A 14,755-nucleotide genomic window follows, 5' to 3' on the forward strand; every position below is an offset into this window, starting at 1 on the left:
GGTTCGCCACGACTCGTCGATAAGCGCCTCATCGACAGGGGTCGGCAGGTGCGCCGGCAGTGGAGTGAACGAGATGAAGAAGCAGATCGTTGGAGCGTTGATGGCCGCGGTCGCATTGCTGCCGATGGCGGCGGCGGCGCAGGACCGTGGCGAACGCGGTGATCGCGGCGGTCGCGCCGAACGTTCCGAGAATCGCGAGGCGCGTCAAGCAGAGCGCGCGATGCGCGTCGAACAGCGCCAGCAGCGCCCGGAGCGGATCGAATCGCAACCTCGCGCGGATTTTCAGGCGCGTGACGCCCGCCGTGCTGCGATCGAGCAAAGCCAGGCGCAACGTCAACAGATGATCGAACAGCGCCGCGACGGTCCGGTCGGGCGTCAACGGCTCGCCGGGCAGGACCGGGGCGACGACGCTCAGCGCCAGGCGGCGCGCGAGAACAATCGTCGCTGGATGGCCTACGACGGCGACTATCGTAAACGCGTGCAGGACCGGCGCGAAGACCGTCGTGACGATCGACGCGACTGGAACAATCGCGGCAATGATCGCAACGACTGGAACAACCGCAGTCAGTTCGATCAGCGGGGCAACTGGCAGAATCAGCGCAACTGGCAGAACCAGCGCGGCTATAATCGCGACGACCGCGGCAATTGGAACCGCGGCTGGCGCAGCGATCGCCGCTACGACTGGAACAACTGGCGTCAGTCGAACCGCAACGCCTTCCGCCTGCCGCGCTATTACGCGCCTTACGGCTGGAACAGCGGTTACCGGCGCTTCGGCATCGGTTCGACGCTGAATCAGGTATTGTTCTCGCAGAATTACTGGATCAGCGATCCGTATTCGTACCGCCTGCCCGAAGCCTACGAGCCCTACCAGTGGGTGCGCTACTACAACGACGCGCTGCTGGTCGACACGTACAGCGGCGAAGTCGTCGACGTGATCGAAGGAATCTTCTGGTAAACGTCTTCCGCTCCGCGTTCGCGCGGAGCGGTCAGGAGAGAGGCGGGCGGTCCCCTAGACCCGCCCGCCTCTCTCCAACCTCTTGTGTCGTCGGCCATCCCGCGCAAATGATCGCGTATGGCCACCACTCATTCCGTGCCCGGACTACCCTCCGCCACTCGCGCCGCGATCGGCACGGGTGTCGCCGCGCGGCTGGAGGCGCACCCCGCGGCGCAACGCCTGCCGAGCGACAAGGTCGCCGCGTGGCGCATCAAGAACTTCCTCGATGCGCGGGCGTGCCGTCGGCTGATCACGATGATCGACAGGAACCGTCGCCCCTCCACCCTGCTCAGCGACCGCGGCGACGCGACGTTCCGCACCAGCGAAAGCTGCGACATGGATCGCTGGTCCGACAGCGTCCAGCCGATCGACGAATCGATCGCTGCCCTGCTCGGCATCGCACCCGAAAACGGCGAGACGATGCAGGGTCAGCGCTACGCGCCAGGGCAGCATTTCCGCGCGCACCACGATTATTTTCACCAGGGCGAAAGCTATTGGGAGCGGATCAAGCAGGCGGGCGGGCAGCGCACGTGGACCGCGATGATTTACCTGAACGACGTCGAAGACGGCGGGGCGACCTGGTTCCCGCAAGCCGGCCTGCGCGTCGCGCCGCAGCAGGGGCTGTTGCTGGCGTGGGACAATATGCAGGGCGACGGCAGCCCCAACCCGATGACCATCCATGAGGGGACTGAGGTCGTCGAAGGCGTCAAATACATCGTCACGAAATGGTTTCGCGAGGAGCGATGGCTGGCGGCGTGATTTGCCCACGCTCCGCACGGCCAACCGACGTATTGTAGCGCCCGCTACATCGCGCTATTGACGCTCGTAGCATCCGCTACGGAGACGATCGATGGCCAGCATCCCCGCCGCAGTTGCGCATCCTAACGAGCTTTCCGCCACGCAACTCGCGATCGTCGCGACGATCGGCGCGACCCTGTGGTTCCTCGCCGCGCTACTGATCCGCGCGGTCGAGCCGTTCGGTGCGCTGGAAGGGACCGGCGTGGCAATATTCTACGCGCTGATCATTCCGGGCACCGTCCCCTTCATTCCGCTGATCCGCCGCCTCGCGGCCCTTCGTCGCGACAAGACCGTCTATGGCGTGGCGGTCGCAACCGGTGTGGCGGGTCTGCTCGACGGTCTGGCGCTGGCGTATTTTCCGGCGCTGTACGGCGCGAATACGGCGGGGGCGGGAGCGGCGATCCTCTGGGGCGCGGGGGTTGCGCTAATGTTGGCGGTCGTGATGAGCCGGGGGCGGTGAGGAATTGAAGCCCTGAACGAAGAGGTTGCGAAAAATCCTCCCCTACAAGGGGAGGTGGCAGCGCGCAGCGCTGACGGAGGGGTGTCGCACTATCGATAGGTCTTCACCCCTCCGGCGCTTCGCGCCACCTCCCCTTGCAGGGGAGGATTAGAAATCAAACCGCCAGCGCCGCAACATCCTCCATGCCCAGGCTCTTCAGCAACACCATCCCCTCGATCGTCACCAGCAACCGCGCCGCGTCCTTCGGGTTGTCGCCGCCATCGAGCTGCGCCGCGCCCCACGCCAGGAATCCGCGCCCGATCCGCTCTCCGACCGCGCGATAGAACGGATCGCGCGCCGCGCGGCTCGCCACCTCCAGCCACAGCCGCATGTACGGCCACAACCGGTCGTCGAGCAGGAACGCCGCCAGTTCCCGCCGCAACGTCTCCAGCGGCAATCTCGCCGACCCGGTCCGCTCGGCCATCAGCGCGGTCAGCCGCGCCGCGACCACCTCCAGCGTCGCCGCCACCACCGCCGCTTTATCAGGAAAATAATATAGCAGCATCCGGTCGCTGATCCCCGCCGCCTTGGCCAGCGGGCGCAGGCTCGACCCCGACAGGCCGTGCGCCAGGACGTGATCGGCCAGCGCATCGAGCATCGCCGCGCGTCGATCGTCCGATTTTACCACTGTCAGCTTGTCCCGATATGCCGTTTCCACCGTCATTCGTCGCACGAATGCAGGCGCGATGGAACGCGTGCTGTCCTACAACACCTGTTCCGTGTCATGGTCGCTGCGATGCCCACATTCGCAGATCATCTCCGTTCACCAGTTGATTCAGCGGCGTTCCCGCGGGGCCGTGAAAAAACGTGCCACCGTCTCAACATTCACAACATTCGCGCATGAACGTCCTCAACATCGACCGCTCGATCATGGGGCAGCCGTGGCGCTGGCGGTCGCTCGCCGCGGACAATCTCGCGCCCGACGATCTGGTGACGCAATTGCTGCTCGCGCGCGGCTGTCCGCGCGATGCGCTCGATGCGCATCGCGCGCCGTCGATCCGCGCGTTCATGCCCGATCCGTCGATCTTCCGCGACATGGACAAGGCCGCCGCGCGCATTGCCGGCGCGGTTCAGGCGAACGAGCAGATCGCGATCTTCGGCGACTATGACGTCGACGGCGCGACCTCCGCCGCGTTGCTGGTCCTGTTGCTGCGCGATCTGGGCGTCGAGGCCCGGCCGTACATCCCGGACCGGATGGTAGAGGGCTACGGCCCGAACGCCCCGGCGCTGCAACGGCTGGCCGACGAAGGCGCGACCTTGATCGTGACGGTCGACTGCGGCGCGCAGGCGTTCGACGCGCTCGCCGCCGCCCCGGTCGAGGTGATCGTCGTCGACCACCACCAATGCGCGACGCAATTGCCCCGCGCGCACGCGGTGGTGAACCCCAACCGGCTCGATGAGGGCGAAGGCGCGGCGCATGGCCATCTCGCAGCGGTCGGCGTGGCCTTTCTGCTCGGCGCGGCGCTCGTGCGCGAATTGCGCGGGCGCGGTTTCTTCAACGGACGCGCCGAGCCGAAACTGCTCGACCTGCTCGATCTGGTCGCGCTCGGCACCGTCGCCGATGTCGCGCAACTCCGCGGGCTGAACCGCGCCTTCGTAGCGCAGGGCCTGAAGGTGATGGCCGCGCGCCGCAACATCGGCGTCGCCGCATTGATCGAGGCGTCGCGCCTGACCCGTGCGCCGACCGCCACCGATCTGGGCTTCGCGCTCGGTCCGCGGATCAACGCCGGGGGCAGGGTGGGGCGCGCCGATCTCGGCGTCCGGCTGCTGACCACGCAAGACCCGGCCGAGGCGCGCGCGATCGCCGCCGAACTCGACCGCCTGAACGAAGAGCGTCGTGCGATCGAGGCGGTCGTGCAGGAAGGCGCGGAGGCAACGATCGACGCAGGCCGGTCGGTCGTCGTCGTCGCGGGGCAGGGCTGGCACCCCGGCGTGATCGGAATCGTCGCCGGGCGCTTGAAGGAAAAGCTCGGTCGGCCCGCGATCGTCATCGCGCTGGACGAAAACGGCGTCGGCAAGGGTTCGGGCCGATCGATCATCGGGGTCGATCTCGGCGCGGCGGTGCTGGCGGCGAAGGAGGCCGGGCTGCTCGTCGCAGGCGGGGGACACGCGATGGCGGCCGGGCTGACGATTGCCGCCGAACACGTCGCGGCGTTCGCGGATTTCCTCAACGAACTGCTCGAATCACGCGTTGAAACCGCCCGCGCCGATCGCGCCTTGCTGGTCGATTCGGTCATCGCGCCGGGCGGCGTCACGCCCGATCTGGTCGCCGCGCTCGATCAGGGCGGCCCCTACGGCACCGGCTGGCCGCAGCCGCGCGTCGCGATCGGCCCGGTGCGCGCGATCAAGGTCGATGTCGTCGGCAACGGCCACGTTCGCGCAATCGTCGCGGGCGACGACGGGCGCAGCCTCAAGGCGATGGCCTTCCGCGCCGCCGAAACCCCGCTCGGTGCGGCCCTACTGGGGGCTGCCCCGCACCGCAAATTCTGGCTCGCCGGCCGCGCGAAGGTCGACGATTGGGCGCAGCGTCCTTCGGCCGAACTGCACGTCGACGATGCGGCATGGGCGGACTGATGACGAAAATGCGCGGCAAGCCCGCTTGACCGCCGCGAATCAATTCCGTACCGCGCACCTCGCCTTCACGGCCCCTTCGTCTAGTGGTTAGGACGCGGCCCTTTCACGGCTGAAACACGGGTTCGAGCCCCGTAGGGGTCACCATCATGCAAGTGCGATACGCTACCGGCGAAGACCTGCCCGCGTTTCATGCGCTGGTCGAGCGCGCGTACCGCGGTGATGCGGCGCGCGCCGGTTGGACGCATGAGGCTGACCTGCTGGACGGGCAGCGCACCGATCTCGAGGCGTTGGCCGAGACGCTCGCCGATCCCGACCGGCGCATCCTGGCGGCGTTCGACGGCGATACGCTGATCGGCTGCGTCCAGATCAGCAAGGTGGGCAGCGGGCGCGCCTATCTCGGGCTGCTGACCGTCGATCCCGACCGTCAGGCGGGTGGCCTGGGCGCGAAGCTGATCGCCGCGGCCGAGGATCATGCGGTCGTCTTGTTCGGGGCGCAGGCGATTGAAATGACGGTGATTCGTCAGCGGCGCGAGCTGATCGCCTATTACGAACGCCGCGGCTATGCGTTGACCGGCGAGGAGCGTCCGTTCCCGCTCGACGATCCGCGCTTCGGCGTGCCGCGCACGCGCGACCTGGCGTTCGTCGTGCTGCTCAAGCCGCTGGCTGCGCCGCCTTCGCCGCAATGAATCCGGGTCGCGCGCTGAGGCGCTCCCAATAAGCGGCGACGAGCGGCGAGAAGCGGCTGTCCAGTTTAAGGCTGTCCGCCAGCAACAATGCATAGCCAACCGAAATGTCGGCCATCGTGAAACGACCGGCGACCAGCCACTCCCGCCCGTCGGCCAGCGCCCGGTCGACGTGGCGCAACCGCGACAGGAACCATTGCGCATAATCGTCCGCCGCCTGCGGGATGCGCCGCTCCTTCGGCTCCAGATGGCGATAACGCAGCACGATCGTCTGCGGGAAAGTCAGCGTCGCCTCGCCGCGGTGCAGCCAGTCGAGCCACGCGCCGTAGTCGGCCTCGTCGGGCGACACGGCGAGCGGCGTCGGGCTGTATCTCACCGCGAGATATTCGGTGATCGCCGCCGATTCGGTCATCCGCGTATTCCCGTCGACCAGCAACGGTATCGTGCCGAGCGGGTTCACCTCGAGATATTCGGGTTGCCGGATACGCGGCGGGAACGGAAGCAGGTGGAGCCGGTACGGCAACTCCATTTCCTCCAGCGCCCAGAGCGCCCGGAACGAGCGCGCATCGGCGCAATGCCATAGTTCGATCATCGACCAAGCCTAGCAGGCGTCGGCGTGTTGGGAACGAAGGATTTGCGTGGCGCGGCGTGCCCGCTACACCCGCCCCCGCCGCACCCACGCGGCGGGGACGATGATGCTACCCGAAACCGCCGCGCTGCCGCCGCACCGCCATCCCTGGTACGCCCACCTCTACGTGCAAGTGCTGATCGCGATCGCGTTGGGCGTGGCGGTCGGGCATCTCTACCCGCAAGCCGGTGCCGCGCTGAAGCCGCTGGGCGACGGCTTCATCAAACTGGTGAAGATGATCATCGCGCCGGTGATCTTCCTGACGATCGTCACCGGCATCGCCGGAATGCGCGATCTCGCGCGCGTCGGGCGCGTCGCGGCAAAGGCGTTCGGATATTTCCTGTTCTTCTCCACGCTGGCGCTGATCGTCGGGCTGATCGTCGCCAATGTCATGCGGCCGGGCGCGGGGCTGAACATCGACCCCGCTACCCTCGATGCGGGCGCGGTCAGCGGTTACGCCGCAAAGGCGCATGAAACGTCGCTGGTCGGATTCCTGCTGTCGGTGATCCCCGACACGCTCGTGTCCGCGCTGACCGACGGCAACATCCTGCAGGTGCTGTTCGTCGCGATCCTGTTCGGCATCGCGCTGACCCTGATCGGCGACCGCGGCGCGCGCGTCGTCTCGGTGCTGGAGGACATCAGCATCGCGGTGTTCAAGCTCGTCTCGATCCTGATGAAGGCCGCGCCGGTCGGCGCATTCGGCGCGATGGCGTTCACGATCGCGACCTACGGCGTCGGGACTTTGGCCAATCTCGCCGGGCTGGTCGCAACCTTCTACCTCACGTCATTGCTGTTCGTTTTGGTCGTGCTGGGGCTGGTCGGCTGGCTGTGCGGTTTTTCGATCTTCAAGCTGATCGCGTACCTGAAGGCCGAACTTTTGCTCGTGCTCGGCACGTCGTCGTCCGAGGCCGCGCTTCCCGCGCTGATCGAGAAGATGGAGCGCGCGGGCGCGCCGAAATCGATCGTCGGACTGGTCGTGCCCGCCGGCTATTCGTTCAACCTGGACGGCACCAACATCTATATGACGCTGGCGGCGCTATTCATCGCGCAGGCGACCAACATCGATCTGACCCTGGGCCAGCAATTGCTGCTGCTGGGTGTGGCGATGCTGTCGTCGAAGGGCGCGGCGGGGGTGACCGGCGCGGGCTTCGTCACGCTGGCCGCCACTTTGTCGATCGTGCCGACGGTGCCGGTGGCGGGCATGGCGCTGATCCTGGGCGTCGACCGATTCATGTCCGAATGCCGTAGCCTCACCAATTTCGTCGGCAATGCGGTGGCGACCCTGGTCGTCGCGCGGTGGGAGGGGATGCTCGACAAGGAGCAACTCGCCGCCGCGCTGGCGGGGAAGCTGCCGCCGGTCGAGGATCTGCCGACGGGTGAGGTTGCGCCGTGAGCCCGCGGCTGAAGTCGATCGTCGGCGGCTCAACGGGCAATCTGGTCGAATGGTACGACTGGTATGCCTATGCCGCGTTCACGCTGTACTTCGCGCCGCATTTCTTCCCCGCAGGCGACCGTACCGCGCAGTTGCTGAGCGCGGCGGTGGTGTTCGCGGTCGGCTTCGTCATGCGGCCGATCGGCGCATGGATGATGGGCATCTATGCCGACCGCCGGGGGCGCAAGGCAGGACTGACGCTGTCGGTGACGTTGATGTGTGCCGGGTCGCTGCTGATCGCGGTGACGCCGGGATATGAGACGATCGGCGTGTTTGCGCCCGCGCTGCTGGTGCTCGCGCGGCTGATGCAGGGGCTGTCGGTCGGCGGCGAATATGGCGCGAGTGCGACGTATCTGTCGGAAATGGCGGGGAAGAAGCACCGCGGGTTCTTTTCCAGTTTCCAGTATGTCACGCTGATCGCGGGGCAGCTGGTTGCGCTCGCGGTGCTGCTGGTGCTGCAATCGGTGATGAGCGAGGCGGCGCTGGATGCATGGGGCTGGCGCATCCCGTTCGCGATCGGCGGTGTGCTGGCGATTGCGGTGTTCTACATCCGCCGCGGCTTGGCTGAGACGGAGAGCTTCGCCAACCGGACGGCTGAGAAATCGAGCTTTCTCGCGCTACTGACCCGGCATCCGCGCGAGACGATCACGGTGATGCTGCTGACCGCGGGCGGTACGCTCGCCTTCTATGCCTACTCGATCTACATGCAGAAATTCCTCGTCAACACGAGCGGGTTCAGCCGCGAGACCGCGTCACGGATCAGCGCGGCGACGCTGTTCGGCTTCATGTGCCTGCAGCCCGCGGTCGGCGCGCTCAGCGACCGCGTCGGGCGCAAGCCGCTGATGGTGTCGTTCGGGGTGCTGGGGGTGCTGGCGACCTATCCGATCTTCGTGACGCTGGAGAGCGTGCGCGATCCGCTAATGGCCGGATTACTGGTGATGGGCGCGCTGGTGATCGTCAGCGGCTACAGCGCGATCAGCGGGGTGGTGAAGGCCGAGATGTTTCCCGCCCACATCCGCGCGCTGGGCGTGGCTTTGCCCTATGCGATCGCGAACACGATCTTCGGCGGGACCGCGGAACTAGTGGCGCTGAAGTTCAAGGATGCGGGGTGGGAGCGGGGCTTCTACTGGTACGTCACCGCGATGATCGGGGTCTCGCTGATCGTGTATCTGCGCATGCGCGACACGCGCGACCATAGCCGGATCGTGGAGGATTGAGGCACTCCTCCCCGGGACGGGGAGGGGAGGGGGACCAGCGAAGCTGGTGGAGGGGGTGGGCCACAGGCGGATCGCTCGCGGAGAACCCCATCCGTCACGCCTTCGGCGTGCCACCTCCCCGTCCCGGGTAGGATTCAGCGGGGACTAAGCGCCGGAACGACCCGCGCGGCGTCCTTCGCATCGATCCCCGGCCGCGGCCCTGCGGGTAGCGTTTCGTCCCCGCGGTTCGCCCGTGCGGCGCGCTGGATCGCCTCGACCAGCCGCGGATAGATGCCGCAGCGGCACAGGTTGGTGATGCTCGCGCGGATCGCTTCCTCGCTCGGATCGCGGTTCGCCTTGATCAGCACCGCGGCGGCCATGACGATGCCGGGGATGCAGAAGCCGCATTGCGTCACGTTCTCGGCGATCATTGCGAGCTGGACCGGGTGCGTGCGTTCGCGCGACAGGCCTTCGATCGTCGTAACGAAACTGCCCTCGACCGCCGCGATCGTGACCTGACATGATCGCACCGCGCGCCCGTCGATATCGACCGTGCACGCCCCGCAGCTTCCTGTGCCGCAGCCGTACTTCGCGCCAGTCAGATTCGACGCGTCGCGCAGCGCCCAGAGCAGGGGCGTCTGCGGGTCCATGCGATATTCGATGGCTTCGTTGTTGACCGTCAGCTTCGTCATGGAAAGCGTCAGTAGCCGAGTGCGGCGACCTCCGCATCATCGAACCCGAGATCGCGCAGCACCGTCGCGTCTGTGCGGTCGCCCGGCATCTGTGGCGCGACCGTCGTGCTGGCCGAATAGCGCGGCGCGGGGGCGGGTTGCTTGCACCCACCCGCGGTGACGAAGGTCTGGCGCGCCTGATTATGTGCGTCATCATAGGCTTCGTCGAAGCCCAGCACGGGCGCGAAGCACACGTCGTGGCCCTTGAACGCCGCAGTCCATTCATCGCGCGTCTTCGTCCGGAACAGCGCGGTCAGTTCGTCCTTCAACGGACCCCATTGCCGCGCGTCCATCTGCGCCGACCATTTGTCGTCGCTCAGCCCCATGACCTGACGGAACTCGGCGTAGAATTGCGGCTCGATCGCGCCGAGCGAGATGAACTTCGCATCGCTCGTTTCATACGTGTCGTAGAAATGAGCCGCGGTATCGAGCAGGTTCGTGCCGCGCTCGTCGCTCCACCGGCCCATGCCGCGGAACCCCCACATCATCGTCATCAGCACCGCAGAGCCATCGGTCATCGCCGCATCGACGACCTGTCCCTCGCCGGTCGCCTTCGCATGGAGTAGCGCGGCGAGCATCCCGAAGGCCAGGAACATCCCCCCACCACCGAAATCGCCGACCATGTTGATCGGTGGGGTCGGCTTCTCGCCCTTCCGCCCGAAGGCGTGGAGCGCGCCTGAGATCGCGATATAATTGATGTCGTGGCCCGGTTCCGGCGCCATCGGGCCGGTCTGCCCCCAGCCGGTCATGCGGCCGTACACCAGCCGCGGATTGTCGGCGAGCAGCACATCGGGGCCAAGGCCCAGCCGCTCCATCACGCCGGGGCGAAACCCCTCGATGATCGCGTCCGCGCCCCGCACGATCTTCCGCACCGCGGCGATGGCGTCGGGGTTTTTCAGGTCCATCCCGATCGACTTACGCGACCGCAGCAGCGGATCCTTGCTGTCGATGCTGATCCCGCCGCCCTTCGACGGGCGATCGATGCGGATCACCTCCGCGCCGTGATCGGCCAGCATCATCCCCGCGAACGGGCCGGGGCCGATCCCGGCGAATTCGACCACGCGGATGCCGTGCAGGGGGGGATTGGCCACATTGCTCTCCATCGATTTTGCGAATGGGTATCGCGGGCGGCGGTGGAGCACAACAAAAGTTATGCTAGCGGAGTGGCGGCGCACCCCTATCGAGCGCAAGGTCCGCATCCGAAAAACGGATCGGCGTGCGAAGACCCGCGATCGGGCGGCTGTCGTTGGCGGGCAGGACCATGCCCCGCGCGACGACCTGCGGATCGTTCAGCGCCTGCTCGACCGTGTTGATCGGCCCCGCCGGAACGCCCGCCGCCTCCAGTTTCGCCAGCAGATCGTCGCGCAGGAACGTCCGCGTCCGCGCCTCGATCAGCGCGAACAACGGATCGCGGTACTCGATCCGGCCCCCGTTCGTTTCCCAGCGCGCGTCTTCCTCGATCCCGACGATCGCGGCGAACCGCCGGTATTGCGCATCGTTGCCGACCGCGAGGATGAACCACCCGTCGTTCGTCGGAAACACCGCATAAGGCGAGACATTGGCGTGCGCATTGCCCATCCGCGCGGGGTTCTCGCCGCTGGCGAAATAATTCGCCGCCTGGTTCGCCAGTACGCCGGTCATCGTGTCGAGCAACGCCATGTCGACCTGTTGCCCGCGCCCGGTCCGCTCGCGCATCAGCAGCGCGGCCTGGATGCCGATCGTCGCATACAGCCCGGTCATGATGTCGGCGAAGGCGACGCCGATCTTCTGCGGCGCGCCGTCGGGTTCGCCGGTCAGCGACATGATCCCGGCCATCCCCTGGATGATGAAGTCGTAACCGGGGCGGCTGGCGTAGGGGCCATCCTGCCCGAAACCGGTGATCGAACAATAGACCAGCCGCGGGTGTTCGGCGGCGAGGCTGGCGTAGTCGAGGCTGTATTTGACCAGCCCGCCAACCTTGAAATTCTCGATCACCACGTCTGCGTCGGCGATCAGCTCCATCACCCGCGCCACGTCGTCGGAGTTGGTGAAGTCCGCGACGATCGACGATTTCCCGCGGTTGCACGCGTGATAGTATGCCGCGGCATGGTCGCCGTCGTGGTCGACGAACGGCGGCCCCCACGTGCGCGTGTCGTCGCCCGCGGGGGACTGGACCTTCACCACCTCCGCGCCGAGATCGGCAAGGATCTGCCCCGCCCACGGTCCGGCGAGGATGCGGGCGAGTTCGACGACCTTGATGCCGTTGAGGGGGGTCTCCTTCGCCAAGCTCAGAACGCCGCGTGTCCCGTGATCGCGCGGCCCAGGATCAGCGCGTGGACGTCGTGCGCGCCTTCGTAGGTGTTGACCGTCTCCAGGTTCATCAGGTGGCGCATGACCTGATATTCGCCCGAAATGCCGTTGCCGCCGTGCATGTCGCGGGCTTGCCGCGCAATATCCAGCGCCTTGCCGACGTTATTGCGCTTCACGATCGAGACCATCTCCGGCGCAAACCGGCCTTCGTCCATCAGGCGGCCGACGCGCAGGCTCGCCTGCAGCCCAAGCGCGATGTCGGTCTGCATGTCGGCCAGCTTCTTCTGATACAGCTGCGTCGCGGCGAGCGGACGGCCGAACTGCTGCCGGTCGAGGCCATATTGCCGCGCCGCGTGGAAGCAGAATTCGGCTGCACCCAACGCACCCCACGAAATCCCGTAGCGCGCGCGGTTGAGGCAGCCGAACGGCCCCTTCAGCCCCTGGACGTCGGGCAGCAGGGCGTCCTCGCCGACCTCCACGTCCTCCATCACGATCATGCCGGTGATCGACGCGCGCAGACTCAGCTTGCCCTCGATCTTCGGCGCGCTGAGGCCCTTCACGCCCTTTTCGAGCACGAAGCCGCGGATGCCCCCGCCGTGCGCGTCGCTCTTCGCCCACACCACGAACACGTCGGCAATCGGCGAATTGCTGATCCACGTCTTGCTGCCGGAAATGCGGTAGCCGCCGTCGACCTTCGTCGCGCGGGTCTTCATGCCGCCGGGGTCGCTGCCCGCATCGGGTTCGGTCAGCCCGAAACAGCCGATCCATTCGCCGGTCGCGAGCTTCGGCAGATACTTACGCTTCTGCTCCTCCGATCCATATTCGTTGATCGGGAACATGACGAGGCTCGACTGGACGCTCATCATCGAGCGATAGCCGCTGTCGATCCGCTCCACCTCGCGCGCGACCAGGCCGTAGGCGACGTAGGAGGCGCCGACGCCGCCATATTCCTCCGGAATGGTCGGGCCGAGCAGGCCGAGTTCGCCCATCTCGCGGAAGATCGCAGGGTCGGTTACCTCGTTGGCGAACGCGTCGATGATGCGCGGGGCGAGCTTTTCCTGCGCATAAGCCGCCGCGGTGTCGCGGATCATGCGTTCGTCGTCGTTCAGCTGATCGTCGATCAGGAACGGGTCCGCCCAGTCGAAGGGGCCCATGCCGGCCATGTCAGTCTCCTTTTGCCCGCGCGTTTCGGGGGAATGGCGGCGGATGTCCAGCCCGGCGGGGCGCGGAAAGTTAGGCTAAGGTTAGGCCAAAACGGCATCGGACGGCGAGGGGGAAACGATCGTAGTCGATCGTTTCTATTCGGGGATTTCAAAGATCGGTGGACTGCATATCACGTCTATGGGTCTGTAGGAAAACGGCGTTTCGCTATGCAGCGGTAAGTTCGTGCGCGTATTTCGGCTGGTCGATCGCGAGCATGTCGAGCGCGCAGGCTTTCATGTGGGCGATCAGGGCCGGGTCGTCGGGGGCGATCATGCCCGAGCGGATGGCGTCGACCAGGGCGGTGTCGAGTTCCTCGCGGGCGCCTTCGCGATCGAGGATTTTGCGCATCCGTTCGGCTGCACGCGCGTCGGCGGCGGGGGAGAGCGCGATGTCGCGTGCGGCGATCTCCAGCGCATTGCGGGCGACACGGAGGCCGAAGGTCGTCGCGCTGCCATCGAACGGGAGCCACGTGGCGACGCCCTCGATCAACGCTTGCGCGGTGGGGTGGGTGATCATGTTGCCGTCGCCTCGAATTTTCGGACCTCCCCGGCGAAGGCCGGGGCCCAGTCGCCGAGGTGGATGAAAGGGAGCGATGAGAGCGCCAACTGATCGCTTGCAACTGGGCCCCGGCTTTCGCCGGGGTGGTGCTTGGGGATGGGGCGCGCAACTTTCACCCCGCACTCCGCTCGATGATCGCGACGATGTCCGCCTCGGTCTCGCTCAACCGCCGTCCGATCACCCCGCGTTCAGGCCCCGCGGCGGGATCGGCGGCGAAGCTGGCGTGCATCATCGTGGTCATCACGCCCCATTTCAACGATCCGACCATTTGCCAGAAATCGACCCGATCGCGCGCGATCGGTGCGCCGCCAGCTTCCACATAACCGGCCAGCAGATCGCCGAGATCGCCGAACCCGCCGACGCGCTTGCGCGGTTGGCCGAAGCGCCAGCTGTTGGTGCAGATCCACCCCAGATCCTCCGCCGGATCGCCGATATGCGCGAGTTCCCAGTCCAACACCGCGGCCAGCCCCGCATCGGGATCGACCATGATGTTGCCGTTGCGGAAATCGCCGTGGACCAGGGTGAGGTCGGTCTGTTCGGGCACGCGTCGCTCCAGCCAGCGGAACGCCGCCTCTATCGTCGGGCGGACAGGCCCCGCCGCGCGCCATGTCTCCTCGTAATTCGCCAGCGTCTCGCGCGCATCGACCGTGCCGAGTCCCGCGACCGGCGCAGTCGCGTGGATACGCGCCAGCGCCGCGCCGCATTGGTGCGCCAGCTTTTCGCGGGCGGGGGCGAAGGCGGGATCAGTGGCGATGCGCTTTCCCAACGTCTCGCCCGCGACGCGACGCATGACATAGGCCTCGTCCAGCCCGTCCGCGTCGTCGCAGATATACGCGACGTCCGGTGCCGCGACGCCGTTCGCGACCGCCGCGGCGATGACCTCCGCCTCCAGCCGCAGCGGCGGTTTCTTGCCCGGATGCGTATCGATCGGCGCGGTGCGGCGGCGCAGGATCAGCGGGGTCGCGGCACCGGCATCGCTCGAGGCATCGAACGACCACGTTTCCATGCTTGCGCCGCCGGTCAGCCGCGTCAGTCCCTCGATCCGCGTCGCGCCTGTGGCCATCCGCGGGGCAAGCGCAGTCAGCCGTTCGCCAAGTTCATGCCCTGACAGCTTCTCGGCCACACCCGCTCCTTTTCGGGGCTGTAAATCACGCCCCGGCGCGCTACGCA

The 14,755-nt window shown here is 66.8% G+C and carries 15 protein-coding genes and 1 tRNA gene; 8 read left to right on the plus strand and 8 right to left on the minus strand.

Annotated elements, in window-relative coordinates; translation table 11 throughout:
- The first annotated feature begins 73 nt into the window (after window positions 1–73).
- From M0208_RS15695 to M0208_RS15705, 3 genes are all read left to right on the plus strand, one after another.
- Window positions 74–955 (plus strand): RcnB family protein, encoded by an 882-nt coding sequence (locus M0208_RS15695; protein WP_258892607.1) that lies wholly within the window; start codon window positions 74–76, stop codon window positions 953–955.
- A 117-nt stretch (window positions 956–1,072) separates the two neighbouring features.
- The gene (locus M0208_RS15700) at window positions 1,073–1,753 is read left to right on the plus strand and encodes a 2OG-Fe(II) oxygenase (RefSeq protein WP_408988110.1); all 681 of its coding nucleotides are present in this window, start codon (window positions 1,073–1,075) and stop codon (window positions 1,751–1,753) included.
- A gap of 91 nt (window positions 1,754–1,844) precedes the next feature.
- On the plus strand, window positions 1,845–2,252 hold the full coding sequence (locus M0208_RS15705; protein ID WP_258892609.1) for a hypothetical protein: 408 nt from the start codon (window positions 1,845–1,847) through the stop codon (window positions 2,250–2,252).
- 154 nt (window positions 2,253–2,406) lie between these two features.
- Here the strand turns inward: M0208_RS15705 and M0208_RS15710 are convergent, their stop codons facing one another.
- Window positions 2,407–2,955 (minus strand): TetR/AcrR family transcriptional regulator, encoded by a 549-nt coding sequence (locus M0208_RS15710; protein ID WP_258892610.1) that lies wholly within the window; start codon window positions 2,953–2,955, stop codon window positions 2,407–2,409.
- Between the two features lie 176 nt (window positions 2,956–3,131).
- Between M0208_RS15710 and recJ the strand changes: the two genes are divergently transcribed.
- The 3 genes from recJ to M0208_RS15725 all read left to right on the plus strand — a co-directional run bounded on the left by recJ (window position 3,132) and on the right by M0208_RS15725 (window position 5,551).
- Entirely contained in the window at window positions 3,132–4,865 is a 1,734-nt protein-coding gene (recJ, locus tag M0208_RS15715) for a single-stranded-DNA-specific exonuclease RecJ (RefSeq protein ID WP_258892611.1), read from the plus strand.
- Between the two features lie 69 nt (window positions 4,866–4,934).
- A tRNA-Glu gene (locus M0208_RS15720) sits at window positions 4,935–5,009 on the plus strand.
- Window positions 5,010–5,011: 2 nt separating this feature from the next.
- The gene (locus tag M0208_RS15725) at window positions 5,012–5,551 is read left to right on the plus strand and encodes a GNAT family N-acetyltransferase (RefSeq protein WP_258892612.1); all 540 of its coding nucleotides are present in this window, start codon (window positions 5,012–5,014) and stop codon (window positions 5,549–5,551) included.
- Here M0208_RS15725 and M0208_RS15730 read toward each other — a convergent pair.
- Window positions 5,517–6,140 (minus strand): glutathione S-transferase family protein, encoded by a 624-nt coding sequence (locus M0208_RS15730; RefSeq protein WP_258892613.1) that lies wholly within the window; start codon window positions 6,138–6,140, stop codon window positions 5,517–5,519. The two genes, M0208_RS15725 and M0208_RS15730, sit on opposite strands and share 35 nt — an antisense overlap.
- A gap of 100 nt (window positions 6,141–6,240) precedes the next feature.
- On the opposite strand from M0208_RS15730, the gene M0208_RS15735 reads away from it, so the two are divergent.
- Both M0208_RS15735 and M0208_RS15740 read left to right on the plus strand, forming a co-directional pair.
- On the plus strand, window positions 6,241–7,569 hold the full coding sequence (locus tag M0208_RS15735) for a dicarboxylate/amino acid:cation symporter (protein WP_309547038.1): 1,329 nt from the start codon (window positions 6,241–6,243) through the stop codon (window positions 7,567–7,569).
- On the plus strand, window positions 7,566–8,825 hold the full coding sequence (locus M0208_RS15740) for an MFS transporter (RefSeq protein WP_258892614.1): 1,260 nt from the start codon (window positions 7,566–7,568) through the stop codon (window positions 8,823–8,825). The genes M0208_RS15735 and M0208_RS15740 overlap by 4 nt, the downstream gene beginning before the upstream one ends.
- Before the next feature lie 134 nt (window positions 8,826–8,959).
- Here M0208_RS15740 and M0208_RS15745 read toward each other — a convergent pair whose 3' ends face one another.
- The 6 genes from M0208_RS15745 to M0208_RS15770 all read right to left on the minus strand — a co-directional run bounded on the left by M0208_RS15745 (window position 8,960) and on the right by M0208_RS15770 (window position 14,708).
- Complete coding sequence (locus M0208_RS15745) at window positions 8,960–9,496, minus strand: (2Fe-2S)-binding protein (RefSeq protein WP_258892615.1); 537 nt, start codon at window positions 9,494–9,496, stop codon at window positions 8,960–8,962.
- Window positions 9,497–9,504: 8 nt separating this feature from the next.
- Window positions 9,505–10,626, minus strand: coding sequence for a CaiB/BaiF CoA-transferase family protein (locus tag M0208_RS15750; RefSeq protein WP_258892616.1), 1,122 nt, complete (start codon window positions 10,624–10,626; stop codon window positions 9,505–9,507).
- A gap of 64 nt (window positions 10,627–10,690) precedes the next feature.
- Window positions 10,691–11,800: a CaiB/BaiF CoA-transferase family protein gene (locus tag M0208_RS15755; protein WP_258892617.1), complete on the minus strand. Its 1,110-nt coding sequence runs from the start codon at window positions 11,798–11,800 to the stop codon at window positions 10,691–10,693.
- A gap of 2 nt (window positions 11,801–11,802) precedes the next feature.
- Entirely contained in the window at window positions 11,803–12,987 is a 1,185-nt protein-coding gene (locus M0208_RS15760; protein ID WP_258892618.1) for an acyl-CoA dehydrogenase, read from the minus strand.
- A gap of 205 nt (window positions 12,988–13,192) precedes the next feature.
- The gene (locus M0208_RS15765; RefSeq protein ID WP_258892619.1) at window positions 13,193–13,516 is read right to left on the minus strand and encodes a DUF6285 domain-containing protein; all 324 of its coding nucleotides are present in this window, start codon (window positions 13,514–13,516) and stop codon (window positions 13,193–13,195) included.
- A 181-nt stretch (window positions 13,517–13,697) separates the two neighbouring features.
- Complete coding sequence (locus tag M0208_RS15770) at window positions 13,698–14,708, minus strand: phosphotransferase family protein (protein WP_258892620.1); 1,011 nt, start codon at window positions 14,706–14,708, stop codon at window positions 13,698–13,700.
- Window positions 14,709–14,755: the final 47 nt, after the last annotated feature.

Source organism: Sphingomonas sp. SUN019, assembly GCF_024758705.1.
In the GTDB taxonomy this organism is placed as follows: Bacteria; Pseudomonadota; Alphaproteobacteria; order Sphingomonadales; family Sphingomonadaceae; genus Sphingomonas.

What these genes read in the sequence shown, in the direction of transcription:
- recJ (WP_258892611.1), top strand. Translation starts at nt 3,132, where the DNA reads ATGAACGTCCTCAACATCGACCGCTCGATCATGGGGCAGCCGTGGCGC.
- M0208_RS15730 (WP_258892613.1), bottom strand. Translation starts at nt 6,140, where the DNA reads ATGATCGAACTATGGCATTGCGCCGATGCGCGCTCGTTCCGGGCGCTC.
- M0208_RS15725 (WP_258892612.1), top strand. Translation starts at nt 5,012, where the DNA reads ATGCAAGTGCGATACGCTACCGGCGAAGACCTGCCCGCGTTTCATGCG.
- M0208_RS15710 (WP_258892610.1), bottom strand. Translation starts at nt 2,955, where the DNA reads ATGACGGTGGAAACGGCATATCGGGACAAGCTGACAGTGGTAAAATCG.
- M0208_RS15705 (WP_258892609.1), top strand. Translation starts at nt 1,845, where the DNA reads ATGGCCAGCATCCCCGCCGCAGTTGCGCATCCTAACGAGCTTTCCGCC.
- M0208_RS15700 (WP_408988110.1), top strand. Translation starts at nt 1,073, where the DNA reads ATGGCCACCACTCATTCCGTGCCCGGACTACCCTCCGCCACTCGCGCC.
- M0208_RS15745 (WP_258892615.1), bottom strand. Translation starts at nt 9,496, where the DNA reads ATGACGAAGCTGACGGTCAACAACGAAGCCATCGAATATCGCATGGAC.
- M0208_RS15760 (WP_258892618.1), bottom strand. Translation starts at nt 12,987, where the DNA reads ATGGCCGGCATGGGCCCCTTCGACTGGGCGGACCCGTTCCTGATCGAC.
- M0208_RS15735 (WP_309547038.1), top strand. Translation starts at nt 6,241, where the DNA reads ATGATGCTACCCGAAACCGCCGCGCTGCCGCCGCACCGCCATCCCTGG.
- M0208_RS15695 (WP_258892607.1), top strand. Translation starts at nt 74, where the DNA reads ATGAAGAAGCAGATCGTTGGAGCGTTGATGGCCGCGGTCGCATTGCTG.